The sequence below is a fragment of the Aquisalimonas asiatica genome (assembly GCF_900110585.1).
GTDB classification, from domain to species: Bacteria; Pseudomonadota; Gammaproteobacteria; order Nitrococcales; family Aquisalimonadaceae; genus Aquisalimonas; species Aquisalimonas asiatica.
On sequence record NZ_FOEG01000001.1, the window covers coordinates 564,441 to 577,935 of the forward strand.

Consider the following 13,495-nt stretch of genomic DNA (forward strand, 5'->3'; position numbering starts at 1 on the left):
CCGCATGATAAACGATTACATGCCCTGACCGAAGGGCTGACGCCGATTCCACCAACCGGCGACCTCCCGCGCGGTACGAACCGGGATCCCGGGCCGAAGCGTCAGGGTGATCGCGCCGTCGTGGCCGGTGTGCAACAAGCGAATGCCCCGGCTCTGCAGACGCTCCACCACCTCTGCGTGAGGCAGGCCGTAACGGTTGCCGGCATCGACGGAGACAACCGCCAGGGACGGCTGCAACGCATCCAGCATCGCCCCGGTCACGGCATTGGCGTGTCCCCCCGCCGGCAGCACCACGGCATCCACCTGCCCTGCAGCCTCCCAGTGCACGTGTGCGCCGGGAGGGACGCCCGCCGCAATCAGGACCCGGTGCGGCCCCGCTTCCACCAGCAGCACGCATGCCGTGGTCGCGAGGTCGGCATCGAGCACCCGGAACACACCGCCCTCCGCCTCCCATTGCGGGCTCCCGAGACACTCCTCCGCACTATCCACGGCGTCGTACACCCTGGTGCGCGGCGCGGTGCGCACGGCGCCGGCCCCACCCCGGTACCCCGCCCGGTCTCTGGTCAGCAGCAGCCGGTCGGGGCGCCCGATGCGGGTGAGCAATGCGTCGACCTCGCGCCCCGTACGCCCGGTATCAACCGCGACCACGTGCCGCCCGCTCTGAACGACACTGGCATGACCATGGCCAACATCCAGGGTTGTTATCCGCACGGGAGTATCGGCGGACATACCCCAGGGCCAAAGCGCGGCCGCGAGCATCGGCAGGGCAAGCACCCGCCCCGGCAGTCCGGCGGGTGCCAGTGCCAGTATCACCGCAACCAGCAGGAGCACCCACGCAGCCCCTCCCTCCCCCATCGTCGGGGCTGCCACCAGATCGGCAACCCGGGCCACCTGTTCGGCAAATGCCAGGAACAGAACCAGCAGCCAGCCGCTCCAGTCGGCGAGGAACGCACCAACAGCGGGAGCCGGCACGATGGTCATGGCGGCAGCGAGCACCAGCGGCACCGTGAACAGCCCCACCAGGGGGATCGCGACCAGGTTGGCAACGGGTGCCGCGAGCGCGACATGGCTGAACAGGAGCAGGGTCAGCGGCGCGAGCACCAGGGCAAGGCGGAACTGGATGGTCAACCACGGCCAGGGACCGGTGGCGGGCGCCCGTCCCCAGAGCATGACCCCCAATGTTGCCACCGCCGCGAACGACAGCCAGAACCCCGGATCGAGCGGTGCCAGCGGATCCACCAGCAGGACGGCGGCTGCCGCCACGCATAGCACCTGGGTCGGCCGTACCGGCCGCCGCAGGAACACCGCGAGCAACGTCACCGCCAGCATGATCAGGGCACGCTGGGTGGGGATCGTGAATCCCGCGAGCGCCGCGTAGACGGCAGCGGTCACGAGCGCCAGCGCGGCCCCGACCACACGGGCCGGGATGCGCCCCGCCATGCGGCCGCAGCACCGCCAGACCGCCATGCCGAGCACCAGCCCCAGGCCTCCTGCCAGGCCAACGTGCAGGCCCGAGATCGCCACCAGGTGATTGGTTCCCGTTGCCAGGAGCGTCGCCCAGACCGACTCGTCCAGAAAGCGGCGATCGCCCACCGCCAGGGCGACCAGCATGGCGCCTGCCGCCTCGTGGTTAACGGCCGCACGCAGACGCCCCGACAGCTCGGCACGCACGGCATCCAGGCTGAAACGCGACGCCGCATCGAGTCGCTCCCCGCGGGTGACAGTCCCGGTGGCGTCAATGCCGTTCTGTATCTGCCAGCGTTCACCATCAAAGGCACCGGGGTTCAACGCGCCGGCGGGGGCGCGGAGATCGGCCTCGAACCGCCAGCGTTCGCCGGGGCGCACCCGCTCCCCGGCGCCATACCAGTGCAGGCGAGCCCGTCGCATGGCCGGGCCGCCGTCCACGCGCCCGAGCTCCAGCACGAACGACTGGCGCGGCCCGTCTGCGGCGGCCGGAAGGCCCGCGACTTCGCCCTCGAGCGTGACGGCCACGGGCGTGTCGAGCCGGTGGTCCAGCGCAACCGCGGCAGCCCAGGCCGACCAGAGAGCGCCGGCACAGAACAGCCCCGGCACGACCCACGGGCGCCCCCGCAACAGCAGTGCACACCCGGCCAGCAGCGATAGCCACCCGACACCGTCGGGAAGACCCGCACTCGCGTGAAACACAATCGCCCCGGCGACGAACGCGCCGCAAAGGGCCGTGGCAGGACTCATCCGTGAGCGTGTCCTCTTGCCGTCCCTGGCCGCAGCCCGGACATGGTGGCTGCCTTCGAGTTATCATCGCCCCGAACAGGCGACGACTGAAAGTATCACGCGTGGCGAAAAAGTTCTTTCGACGGTACTTGCCGGATTCCAGGGCAGTGAGCGGCCATCACCGGCTCCGCATGTTCGGACGCCTGCTCCACGACCCGAACCTCTGGCACCTCAATCGCCACTCCCTCGCCGGCGGCCTCGGTGTCGGCCTGTTCATGGCGTTCATGCCCATGCCGTTCCAGATGATCCCGGCCGCGGCCCTGGCAATACTGTTCCGCGTCAACATGCCCATCGCCCTCGCCGGCGTCTGGGTATCCAATCCGTTGACCATGGCCCCGATGCTCTACTTCCAGTACCGCGTCGGCCTCCTGATCATGGGCAAGGGAACGCGCGGGGGGTCATTCGAGCCCACCCTGGAGTGGTACTGGACGGAGCTGGTGAACATCTGGCAACCACTGCTTCTCGGCAGCGTGCTGTGCGGTCTCAGCGCATCGCTCGCCGGTTACGGGCTGATTCACCTGCTCTGGCGCCTGAACATCCGTCGCCATCTCCGCCGCCGCAAGGAGAAACGCGCGGCGCGGCTTGCCGGCCGGCAGTCACGCTGACGCGGAGGCCGCCCCGGACAGGACCAGCCGGCCGTCATCAATGGTTACCGTGTGATCCATCCGCCCGGCCAGCTCCATGTCGTGGGTCACCACCACCAGGCTGGTGCCGAAGTCCCGATTGAGCTCCCGCAACAGCGTGAATACGTCCTCGGCGGTATGACGGTCCAGGTTGCCCGTCGGCTCATCCGCCAGCACGCAGGCCGGCTCGGTCACCATGGCCCGGGCGATGGCCGTACGCTGCCGCTCACCACCCGAGAGCTCTCCGGGCTTGTGCTCGAGCCGGTGCCCGAGCCCGACACGCTCGAGCACCTTTGCGGCCGCCGCACTGGCCTCCGCCTTTCCCGCCTTGCGGATCAGCAGGGGCATGGCCACGTTCTCCAGCGCCGTGAATTCCGGCAGCAGGTGGTGGAACTGGTAGATGAAACCGATGGCCTCGTTGCGCAGCCGCCCGCGCTCGCTGGCGCCCAGTGCATACATGGACCGCCCGCAGACGTGCACGTCGCCTTCCGTCGGCTTGTCCAGGCCACCCAGGATCTGCAGCAGCGTGCTCTTGCCGGATCCCGAGCGCCCGACAATGGCCAACTGTTCACCCCGCGCGATGCTCAGGCTGACATTGTCCAGCACGCGGACATCCCGCGGCCCTTCCTGAAACACCTTGCTGACGCCGTCGCAGCGAACAACGGCTTCCCCTGATTGCTGATCACTCATAACGCAACGCCTCCGCTGGCTCCGTTCGCGCGCCTCGCCATGCCGGGTAGATGGTCGCCAGCAACGACAGTACCAGGGCAACACCGGCGATTCTTGCCACGTCCGTGGTCTGGAGGTCCGACGGCAGATCGCTCAACCAGTAGATGTCCGGCGCCAGGAAGGCCACATCAAGAAGCTGCTCGATCGCCGGCACGATGGTCTCCACGTTCAGGGCAAGGGCCACGCCCCCGGCGACCCCGAGAATGGTGCCGAAGACGCCGATGATGGTCCCCTGAACCATGAATATCCCCATGACACTGGCCGGGCTCGCACCGAGCGTGCGCAGGATGGCGATGTCGCTGCGCTTGTCGTTTACCACCATGACCAGGGTTGAGACGATATTGAACGCGGCCACCGCAATGATCAGCGTCAGAATGACGAACATGACCGTTTTCTCGGTCTGTACCGCGTGGAAGAAGCTCGCATGCTCACGGGTCCAGTCGCGCACCCGGTAGTTGCCGCCGCCAAGCTCACGCCCCACTTCCGACGCGAGCCAGGGGGCATCCATGAGATCCCGGAACTGCAACCGCACTCCGGAAACGCCGTCGCCCAGCCGCATGATGGTGGCGGCGTCCCCGATATGTACCAGCGCCACGCCGCGATCGTACTCGTACATGCCCACGTCGAAGGTGCCCGCGACGTTGAAGCGCTTCAGTCGCGGCACGATGCCGGCGACGGTCGCGCGCGCCTCCGGCGTGACCACCGTCACCCGGTCACCGGGGCGTACACCGAGTTCGCGCGCCAGGGCCCAGCCGAGGATGATGTTGTACTCCCCCGGCTCCAGATACTGTGCGGCATCGCCATCGATGTTCTCGATCACCCGGGAGACATTGCCCTCCATCTCCGGGAGCACGCCGCGGAGCTGGGCGCCACTGACCTCGCCGCCGCGGGTCATCATGACCTCACCCGTGACGTAGGGCGCCGCACCGACCACCTCCGGGTGGCGCTCGGCACGCTCCACGACCGACTCCCACTCGTCCATGCCGCCGTCGCGCGATTCGATGGTGGCGTGGGCGATCATGCCGAGAATCTTGTCCCGGAGTTCGCGCTCGAATCCGTTCATGACGGACATGACGGTGATCAGCGCAGTAACCCCGAGGGCGATCCCCAGGATCGAGCTCAGGGAGATGAAAGAGACGAACTGATTACGACGCTTCGCTCGCGTGTAGCGCAGGCCGATGAACAGCTCCAGTGGACGGAACATGCGCAGTTTCCTTACGTTGGCGACAGCTCTGGCGTCGGACACACCACCGGCAGCCGGCGGCGCAGTTCGATCACCTGTTCGTTCACTTCGGCACCGAGGGCATGGACCTCGACACCATTGGCAATGGCGTCCCGCAGTGCCCGCCCGTACGCCGGATCAATGGCGTCGGCCGGGCGCACCTCGGTGACGTCATCCCGCTGCACGCAGAAGACCAGCGCCGCGCGGCACCCTTCCGCCACCAGGCGTTGCAGATGCTGCAGATGGCGCGTCCCGCGCGCGCTCACCGCATCGGGGAAGAGCGCAATACCGTCATCCACGGCGGCGGTGACGTTCTTGACCTCCACGTACGCGTCCGGCTCGGACCCATGCCCGCTCAGCAGAAAGTCGATGCGCGTGCGCCACTCCGCAATCCGCACCTCCGGCCTGATGACGGGGTAATCGGCCAGCTCCGGGATGCGCCCCTGCTCCAGGGCCTCGCGCACCATGCCATTGGCCCGGCCCGTGTGGATACCGACCAGTGCACGCCCGGGGAGTTCGACCAGTTCCCACGTCAGGGCATACTTCCGCTTCGGGTTGTCCGAGCGGCTCAGCCAGACCCGTGACCCCGGCTCCTGGCAGCCCAGCATCGACCCGGTATTCGGGCAGTGACACGTCACCAGCGAGCCGTCCTCCAGGCGCACATCGGCGAGAAACCGTTTGTACCGACGTTCGAGGACACCGGGGATCAGGGGCTGCGCAAATCGCATCGAGCGGACCTTGAGCCAGCGAGGGACGCGCGCATTCTAGCAGCATCCGCGCACGCGGATACCCACCGGATTGGCCGCCGTTGGTCCATTCATGCGCCGGTGCTATAGTCTCGACGACATATCCTGATCGCGTCCAGCATGGAGAGGACGGATGCCCGCAATTGTTCGAATCCTGGGAGTGGCGCTGATCCTGTCGCTCGGCTTTCTGCAACCGGTGGCCGCTGACAGGCTGCTGATCGAGACGCTGCGCGACGATGAGGGTGAACTCGAGGATCAGCTGCAGCGAGGCCTGACCAAGGAACAGGTCGAGAGCCGCCTCGGCGCGCCGGACGCCCGCCGGGACGCCGTGGGTGACCCGCCCATTACCCGCTGGGACTACGACGGATTCAGTGTCTACTTCGAATACGACCGCGTCCTCAGAGCCGTACAGCAGCGTTGACCCCGTGAGCCGATCACCGCGCCTACCCGCCGAATGGGAGCCCCAGGCAGCCGTCATGCTCACCTGGCCCCGTGCGGGCGGGGACTGGGGCGAGCGGCTGCCGGCGGCAGAGTCAACGGCGGAAGAGATCGCCGTGGCTGTCGGTCGACACCAGCCGCTGTGTATCGCCGTGCCCGACGCCGCCACGGCGTCGCACCTGCGGAGCCGGCTCCAGACACGCGGCGTCGGCGGCGGCCACCTGCACCTGTACGTCGCCCCCGCCAACGACATCTGGGCGCGGGATCATGGCCCCATCACGGTGCTCGCCGGCGACACGCCCCGCTGCCTGGACTTCCGGTTCAACGGCTGGGGCGGCAAATACCCGGCGGCCGAGGACGACCGGCTCACCGCCCGCCTGCACGCCGCCGGTGCCTTCCCGGGGACCACCCGTCAGGCCGTGGAACGCGTGCTGGAAGGGGGTGCCATCGACAGTGACGGCGCCGGCACCATTCTCACGACCCGCCGCTGCCTGCTCCACCCGGAGCGCAACCCGGACATGGACGTCAGCGACTACGAGCAGCTCTTCCGGGAGCAGCTCGGCGCTTCACGCACGTTGTGGCTGGAACACGGCTGGCTTGACGGTGACGACACCGACGGCCATGTGGATATGCTGGCGCGCTTCACCGACACCGGGACGATCACCTACACCGCCTGCGACCGACCCGACGATCCCCACTTCCAGCACCTGCAGGCCATGGCCGCCGAGCTGACTGCCTTCCGGACCCCGGACGGGGCGCCGTATCGGCTCGTGCCACTCCCCTGGCCGGAGCCGGTCCACGATACCGATGGCGCCCGCCTGCCGGCGAGTTACGCCAACTTCCTCATCATCAACGGCGCCGTTCTCGTGCCCACCTACGGCGTTCCCCAGGACACCGCGGCCCGGCAGACCCTGGCCGGTCTGTTCCCGGAGCGTGAAATCATCGGCATCGATGCCCGCACCCTGATCTCCCAGGGCGGCGCCCTGCACTGCGCCACCATGCAGCTCCCTGCCGCTCCGGGGACTGCCACCGAAACCGCAATTTGAGTACAATGCGTGGCCCACTCACCGCCTCCGGAGACGGCATGGCGTCCGCCGCTCATCTGACCGCGGGTCTCGTGCAGCACGCCTGCAGCGATGACCCGGACTCCAATCTGGCCCGCACTGAGCGCGGCATCCGCGACGCGGCCGCCCGTGGCGCCCGGCTGGTGCTGTTGCAGGAGCTCCACCGCACCCCCTATTTCTGCAAGCAGGAAGACCCGGCCGTGTTCGACATGGCCGAGCCGATCCCGGGGCCGACCACCAACTTTCTCAGTAACCTGGCGAAGGAACTTGAAGTGGTTATTGTCGGCTCCCTGTTCGAGCGGAGAGCGGCGGGGCTCTACCACAACACCGCTGTGGTACTGGACAGTGACGGCCGACTGGCGGGCCACTATCGCAAGATGCATATCCCGGATGATCCGGGCTACTACGAGAAGTTCTACTTCACCCCGGGTGACACCGGCTTCGAGCCGGTGGACACCAGCGTTGGCCGCCTCGGCGTGCTGGTGTGCTGGGACCAGTGGTTCCCCGAGGCCGCCCGGCTCATGGCCCTGGCCGGCGCGGAGATCCTGCTCTACCCCACGGCCATCGGCTGGGCGGACGAGGATGACCGTGACGAGCGCGAACGCCAGCGCGACGCCTGGATGCTGGTTCAGCGGGGGCATGCGGTTGCCAATGGCCTGCCGGTGCTCGTGTGCAACCGGCACGGGCGGGAACCGGACCCGGCCAACCCTGCAGCTGGCGCCACGTTCTGGGGCACGAGCTTCGTCGCCGGGCCCCAGGGGGAACTGCTCGCCAGTGCCGACGAAGACGGTGACCAGGTGCTGCTCGCCACGCTCGACATGAAACGCAGCGAGACGGTCCGGCGGATGTGGCCGTTCCTGCGGGACCGTCGCGTGGATCACTATCACGACCTCGTCCGGTTGTACCGGCGCTGAGTCTCGACGCGCCGCCTCCGGACGCGAACGACTGAGGACACACCCATGATCCTGATCCTGGAACCGAACATCGCCGCGGACCACCCCGATTACCAGCGGCTGATGACCTACCTGGATGAACTGGACGGTATCGAGCACCGGGTGCATCGGGTTCACGGCGCCGAACAGGTGCTGTCCGAGGTCTACCTGATCGGCAACACCGCCGCACTCCAGGAAGACGAAATGGGCAGCCTGCCGGCCGTGGAGCGGGTCATCCGCATTTCGGACGCCTACCGCATCCTCGGACGCCATCGGGACGATGAACGCGAAGCCGCCTTCACCTACAACGGGGTGGAGTTCAGCCAGGACAACCTGCACGTGTTCGCGGGCCTGTGCGCCGTGGACAACCCGCAGAACGTGGAGCGCATGTTCCAGGTGCTGCAGCAGCACGGCCAGACCTGCGCGCGCATGGGCGCCTACAAGCCGCGCACCAACCCGTATTCGTTCCAGGGGCACGGTGCCGGCTGTCTGCCCTACGTGTTCGAACTCGCCGGCAAGTACGGGATCCGCGTGATCGCCATGGAGATCACCCACGACCGGCACATCGAGGAGATCGAACAGGCGCTGGAATCCGTTGGCAACCCCACCGGCGTCATGCTGCAGATCGGCACGCGCAACACCCAGAACTTCGAGTTGCTCAAGGCCGCAGGGCGTCAGACCCGCTTCCCGATCCTGCTCAAACGGGGCTTTGGCATCACCCTGGAGGAATCCCTGAACGCCGCCGAATACCTGGCGACCGAGGGCAACAGCCAGGTGATCTTCTGCCTGCGCGGCATGAAGACCAACATGGGCGACCCGCACCGGAACTTCGTGGACTTCGCACATGTCCCGGTGGTGAAGCGCCTGACCCGCATGCCGGTATGCATCGACCCGTCGCACTCCGTGGGGTCGCGGGCGGCCAGCCCCGACCGGATCATGGACATGATGCACGCCACGGCCCAGGGCGTGATCTCCGGTGCCAACATGATCCTGGTGGACTTCCACCCGGACCCGAAACGCGCCCTGGTGGACGGCCCGCAGGCGCTCACCCCGGACGAGATGCACCAGTTCCTGGAAGACGTTGCCATCGCCCGCGACGCCTACGAGCGGCGCCGCGAACTGGCAGCCCGATACGTCACCACAGACTGATACGACCGCGCATGAGTGACTCCTTACAGAATCCGCTTTCACCCGCTCCTCCGCGTGACGGCCGCCAGGTCACCTGGACGGGGCTGCCCGGCAGCGCCGGTGCGCTGGCACTGAGCCGCCTGCTGCAGCGCCGCGAGCGCCTGATCCTGGCGATCACGGCGACCTCCCAGGACGCCCAGCGGCTGGAAACCGAGCTGCGTTTCTACACCAGCGGCGAGACCACCATTCTGCCGTTCCCCGACTGGGAAACGCTGCCCTACGACGTGTTCTCCCCGCACCAGGACATCGTCTCCCAGCGGCTTGCGACCCTCTACAGCCTGCCCGAGACACATCAGGGCGTGCTGATTGTTCCCGTGCCAACGCTCATGCAGCGGCTGGCGCCACGCAGTTACCTGGACGCCAACGGGCTGATGCTGCGCGCCGGTGAGCGCCTCGACCGCGACGACATGCGCCGCCGGCTAGAACAGGCCGGCTACCGCAACGTGCCGGAGGTCATGGAGCACGGCGAGTTCGCCGTGCGCGGCGCCCTGCTCGATCTCTTCCCCATGGGCAGCACGCAGCCCTACCGGATCGACCTGTTCGACGACGAGGTGGACACCATCCGCACGTTCGATCCGGACACCCAGCTGACCGTGGAGCGGGTGGATCAGATCCGCCTGCTCCCGGGCCGCGAGTTCCCGGTGGACGACGACGCCATCACCCGTTTCCGCAAGGGGTTCCGCGCGTTCTTCGAGGGTGACCCCACGCGCAGCCGCGTCTACTGCGACGTCAGCGACGGCGTCATGCCGAACGGCGTGGAGTATTACCTGCCGCTGTTCTTCGAGGACACGGCCACCCTGTTCGATTACCTGCCGGACGACGCCATTCTGTATACCGAAACCGGTGTCGCCGAGGCGGTGGACGGTTACTGGCAGGAGATTCTCGGCCGCTACGAGCAGCGCGGCCACGATCAGGACCGGCCCCTGCTGCCGCCGGATCAGCTCTTCCTCGCCCCTGACCACGTGGGCGAGCAGCTCGACCGCATGACCGGCATCCGGCGCTACCAGGAAACCGACGACGAGCTGGCCCAGGGGCCGAAACCGGGCCGCGTGCGCTTCGACGCCGCCCCCCTCCCCGGCCTGACCCTGCACGCACGCAAGGACGAGCCGGACCGCCGGCTGATCGATGATTTCCTGACGGCATTCAACGGCCGCAGCCTGTTCATCGCCGAGACGCCCGGGCACCGGGAAGCGCTGATGGAGGCGCTGGCGCGACACGGTATCCGGCCCGAGCCGGTACCCTCGTGGGACGCCTTCGCCGCCGGCGATCAGAAGACCGCCATGACCATCGCGCCGGTGGAGGACGGCGCCCTGATCGAGCAGGCTGGCATCGCTGTCATTCCCGAGGCCGTGCTGTTCGGCAACCGCGCCCAGCAGCGACGCCGGCGCCGCCAGCAGGAGCGGGATCCGTCACTGATTATCAAGGATCTCAACGACCTGAACATCGGTGCGCCGGTGGTCCATGAAGACCACGGCGTCGGCCGCTACCAGGGCTTGCAGCGACTGGACGTGGGCGACTTCCCCACCGAGTTCCTGACCCTGGAGTACGCCGGTGGCGACAAGCTCTACGTGCCCGTGTCGTCGCTGCACCTGATCAGTCGTTACACCGGTGCCGAGGAAACCCAGGCGCCCCTGCACAAGCTGGGCGGAGAGCAGTGGGAGAAGGCGCGTCGCAAGGCCGCCGAGAAAGCGCGGGACGTCGCCGCAGAGCTGCTGGACGTCTACGCCCAGCGGGCCGCTCGCAAGGGGCAGTCCCTGCGCAGTGCCGCCGAGGACTATGCCACGTTCGCCGAGGCCTTCCCGTTCGAGGAGACGCCGGACCAGCAGGACGCCATCGACGCCGTGGTTGCCGATCTCGGCTCGGATCAGCCCATGGATCGCGTCGTCTGCGGCGATGTGGGCTTCGGCAAGACGGAAGTCGCCATGCGCGCGGCCTTTGTCGCGGTGCAGAGCGGCCAGCAGGTCGCGGTGCTGGTGCCCACGACGCTGCTGGCGCAGCAGCACTACCAGAATTTCCGCGACCGCTTCGCCGACTGGCCCATCCGTATCGGCTCCCTGTCGCGGTTCAACAGCGCCAAGGAGACCCGGGAGACCCAGGCCGCCCTGGCCGACGGCACGCTGGACATCGTCATCGGCACACACCGGCTGCTGCAAAGCGGTATCAATGCCAAGCGGCTCGGGCTGGTGATCGTCGACGAGGAGCACCGCTTCGGCGTGCGCCAGAAAGAGAAGCTCAAACAGCTGCGGGCCGAGGTGGACATTCTCACGCTGACGGCCACGCCGATTCCGCGCACGCTGAACATGTCCCTGGCCGGCCTGCGTGACCTGTCGATCATCGCCACGCCGCCGGCACGCCGGCTGGCGGTGAAGACCTTCGTCAACGAATGGAACGACACGCTCGTCCAGGAGGCCTGCCTGCGCGAAATCAAGCGCGGCGGCCAGGTCTACTTCCTGCACAACGACGTGGACACCATCGCGCGGACGGCCGAGCAGCTGGAGGATCTCGTCCCCCAGGCGCGGGTCGGCATCGCCCACGGGCAGATGGCGGAGCGGGATCTGGAGCGGGTGATGCTCGATTTCTACCACCAGCGCTACAACGTGCTGGTGTGCACCACCATCATCGAGTCCGGGATCGACATTCCCAACGCCAACACCATCGTGATCAACCGCGCCGACCGATTCGGCCTGGCCCAGCTCCACCAGCTACGCGGACGCGTCGGGCGCTCCCACCATCGCGCCTACGCCTACCTGATCGCGCCGCACCGGCGCGCCATGACCGCCGACGCCGTGAAGCGGCTGGACGCCATCTCCGCCCACGAGGACCTGGGCGTAGGGTTTACGCTGGCAAGCCACGACCTGGAGATCCGCGGCGCCGGCGAGCTGCTCGGTGGCGAGCAGAGCGGGCAGATGGCGGAGGTGGGCTTCAGCATGTACAACGATCTGCTGGAGCGGGCGGTGACGGCCCTGAAGAGCGGCAAGGAGCCGGCGCTGGATCACACCGCCCATCACGGGGCCGAAGTGGATCTGCGGCTGCCGGCGCTCATCCCCGACGACTACCTGCCGGACGTCCACGCCCGACTGGTGCTGTACAAGCGCATCGCCAACGCCCGCAGCGAGTCGGCCCTCAAGGATCTGCAGGTGGAGATGATCGACCGTTTCGGCCTGCTCCCCGACCCGGTCAAGAACCTGTTCCGGGTCACGGCGCTCAAACTGCGTGCGGAGGCCTTCGGCATTGTGCGGGTCGAAGCCGGCCCCGGCGGCGGCACGCTGGTTTTCGGTGACGAGGCACTGGTGGACCCCGGAACGCTGGTGGAACTCATCCAGGGGCAGCCGGACCGGTACAAGCTCGAAGGCCAGCACCGCCTCCGCGTGCTGGTGGACATGCCCGAGCACGCGGACCGGTTCTCCGTGATGGAGGATCTGCTCGGCCGGCTCCGGATCCGGGAGGCGGCGTGAGCGTCGCCCCCTGCCGTCACTGGCCGCCGGGCGCGGCAACGGGCACACTGAAGACTGTCAGGGACCTACTGTATCTGGAGACCATCGCATGATGCGCCAGCCGCTACACCGCCTGCTCCTGCTCGCCCTCCTCGCGGGGGTGCTCGCCGCCCCGGCGCTCGCGGACGACGACAGGGAGCTGTACCGCGTCGAGATGATCATTTTCAAGCAGTCGGGCTATGACGACGAGCGCTGGCCCACCCGCCCGGCGCCGGCCCTGCACGAACGCTACGCGGAACTCCGCAGCGATGCGGACACCCCCGATGCTGACGTGTACCGCATCGTCGATGACGAGCGGCAGCTATCCGCCGTCGCGCGACGGTTGAGCCAGTCGGGCGATTACGACGTGCTTGTCCATACCGCCTGGATCCAGCCCGGGCTTGACCGGCAGGAATCCGCCGCCATCGCCCTCCCTCTGGGCACCGAGATGCCCGGCATGGATGATGACGAGCTGCGCGCCGACGCCAATGGTGACGACGACGCAGAAGTCACCGGGACCACTGATGGCGACAACGGTGAACAGGCCGATCGCGTCGCGCTTCCCGCACGGCCGCCGGAAGGGTTGTCGGGCTGGGTGCGTGTCGCGCGCGAGCGCTACCTCCATGTCCATGTCGATCTGCGCTGGGTCGACCCGGAGCACAGCGACGCAGGCCCGCTGGACCGCCTGCACGGGGTATTCATCGAGGACATGGAGCCCGTGGTGGTCATGCAGGACGGACGGCGGATGCGCAGCGGGGAGCTGCACTACATCGACCACCCGGTGCTCGGCGCCGTGGTACGGGTGGACCGGGTCGACAACTGAGCGC

Annotated in this window: 11 protein-coding genes; 7 read left to right on the forward strand and 4 right to left on the reverse strand. The window is 67.9% G+C overall.

Going from position 1 to position 13,495, the window contains the following annotated elements; all coding sequences use genetic code 11:
- Positions 1-15: 15 nt before the first annotated feature.
- The gene (locus BMZ02_RS02710; protein ID WP_091639706.1) at positions 16-2,214 is read right to left on the reverse strand and encodes a DNA internalization-related competence protein ComEC/Rec2; all 2,199 of its coding nucleotides are present in this window, start codon (positions 2,212-2,214) and stop codon (positions 16-18) included.
- 146 nt (positions 2,215-2,360) lie between these two features.
- Between BMZ02_RS02710 and BMZ02_RS02715 the strand changes: the two genes are divergently transcribed.
- Positions 2,361-2,858, forward strand: coding sequence for a DUF2062 domain-containing protein (locus tag BMZ02_RS02715; RefSeq protein ID WP_245753913.1), 498 nt, complete (start codon positions 2,361-2,363; stop codon positions 2,856-2,858).
- Here BMZ02_RS02715 and lolD read toward each other — a convergent pair.
- Genes lolD through sfsA form a run of 3 tightly spaced genes read right to left on the reverse strand, consistent with a single transcriptional unit; the run spans position 2,850 to position 5,555 of the window.
- Positions 2,850-3,566, reverse strand: coding sequence for a lipoprotein-releasing ABC transporter ATP-binding protein LolD (gene lolD, locus BMZ02_RS02720; RefSeq protein WP_091639709.1), 717 nt, complete (start codon positions 3,564-3,566; stop codon positions 2,850-2,852). The genes BMZ02_RS02715 and lolD overlap by 9 nt on opposite strands.
- Positions 3,559-4,809 (reverse strand): lipoprotein-releasing ABC transporter permease subunit, encoded by a 1,251-nt coding sequence (locus BMZ02_RS02725; RefSeq protein ID WP_091639711.1) that lies wholly within the window; start codon positions 4,807-4,809, stop codon positions 3,559-3,561. The genes lolD and BMZ02_RS02725 overlap by 8 nt, the downstream gene beginning before the upstream one ends.
- Before the next feature lie 11 nt (positions 4,810-4,820).
- Complete coding sequence (sfsA, locus tag BMZ02_RS02730; protein ID WP_091639712.1) at positions 4,821-5,555, reverse strand: DNA/RNA nuclease SfsA; 735 nt, start codon at positions 5,553-5,555, stop codon at positions 4,821-4,823.
- 151 nt (positions 5,556-5,706) lie between these two features.
- Between sfsA and BMZ02_RS02735 the strand changes: the two genes are divergently transcribed.
- The 6 genes from BMZ02_RS02735 (at position 5,707) to BMZ02_RS02760 (ending at position 13,491) form a co-directional block, all read left to right on the forward strand.
- Positions 5,707-5,994, forward strand: coding sequence for a hypothetical protein (locus tag BMZ02_RS02735; RefSeq protein WP_091639714.1), 288 nt, complete (start codon positions 5,707-5,709; stop codon positions 5,992-5,994).
- 4 nt (positions 5,995-5,998) lie between these two features.
- Complete coding sequence (locus BMZ02_RS02740) at positions 5,999-7,057, forward strand: agmatine deiminase family protein (protein ID WP_281244299.1); 1,059 nt, start codon at positions 5,999-6,001, stop codon at positions 7,055-7,057.
- Between the two features lie 38 nt (positions 7,058-7,095).
- Positions 7,096-7,989 (forward strand): carbon-nitrogen hydrolase, encoded by an 894-nt coding sequence (locus BMZ02_RS02745; protein ID WP_091639717.1) that lies wholly within the window; start codon positions 7,096-7,098, stop codon positions 7,987-7,989.
- 45 nt (positions 7,990-8,034) lie between these two features.
- Positions 8,035-9,156 carry a 3-deoxy-7-phosphoheptulonate synthase gene (locus BMZ02_RS02750; RefSeq protein WP_091639719.1) on the forward strand — a complete coding sequence of 374 codons (1,122 nt, stop codon included), beginning with the start codon at positions 8,035-8,037 and terminating at the stop codon, positions 9,154-9,156.
- 11 nt (positions 9,157-9,167) lie between these two features.
- Positions 9,168-12,650: a transcription-repair coupling factor gene (gene mfd / locus BMZ02_RS02755; protein ID WP_091639721.1), complete on the forward strand. Its 3,483-nt coding sequence runs from the start codon at positions 9,168-9,170 to the stop codon at positions 12,648-12,650.
- An 88-nt stretch (positions 12,651-12,738) separates the two neighbouring features.
- Positions 12,739-13,491 (forward strand): CsiV family protein, encoded by a 753-nt coding sequence (locus tag BMZ02_RS02760; RefSeq protein WP_091639722.1) that lies wholly within the window; start codon positions 12,739-12,741, stop codon positions 13,489-13,491.
- Positions 13,492-13,495 lie beyond the last annotated feature (4 nt).

Excerpts from the sequence above, each read along its gene's own strand:
- BMZ02_RS02710 (WP_091639706.1), bottom strand. The coding sequence starts at position 2,214 with ATGAGTCCTGCCACGGCCCTTTGCGGCGCGTTCGTCGCCGGGGCGATT.
- lolD (WP_091639709.1), bottom strand. The coding sequence starts at position 3,566 with ATGAGTGATCAGCAATCAGGGGAAGCCGTTGTTCGCTGCGACGGCGTC.
- BMZ02_RS02725 (WP_091639711.1), bottom strand. The coding sequence starts at position 4,809 with ATGTTCCGTCCACTGGAGCTGTTCATCGGCCTGCGCTACACGCGAGCG.
- sfsA (WP_091639712.1), bottom strand. The coding sequence starts at position 5,555 with ATGCGATTTGCGCAGCCCCTGATCCCCGGTGTCCTCGAACGTCGGTAC.
- BMZ02_RS02735 (WP_091639714.1), top strand. The coding sequence starts at position 5,707 with ATGCCCGCAATTGTTCGAATCCTGGGAGTGGCGCTGATCCTGTCGCTC.
- BMZ02_RS02745 (WP_091639717.1), top strand. The coding sequence starts at position 7,096 with ATGGCGTCCGCCGCTCATCTGACCGCGGGTCTCGTGCAGCACGCCTGC.
- BMZ02_RS02750 (WP_091639719.1), top strand. The coding sequence starts at position 8,035 with ATGATCCTGATCCTGGAACCGAACATCGCCGCGGACCACCCCGATTAC.
- mfd (WP_091639721.1), top strand. The coding sequence starts at position 9,168 with ATGAGTGACTCCTTACAGAATCCGCTTTCACCCGCTCCTCCGCGTGAC.
- BMZ02_RS02760 (WP_091639722.1), top strand. The coding sequence starts at position 12,739 with ATGATGCGCCAGCCGCTACACCGCCTGCTCCTGCTCGCCCTCCTCGCG.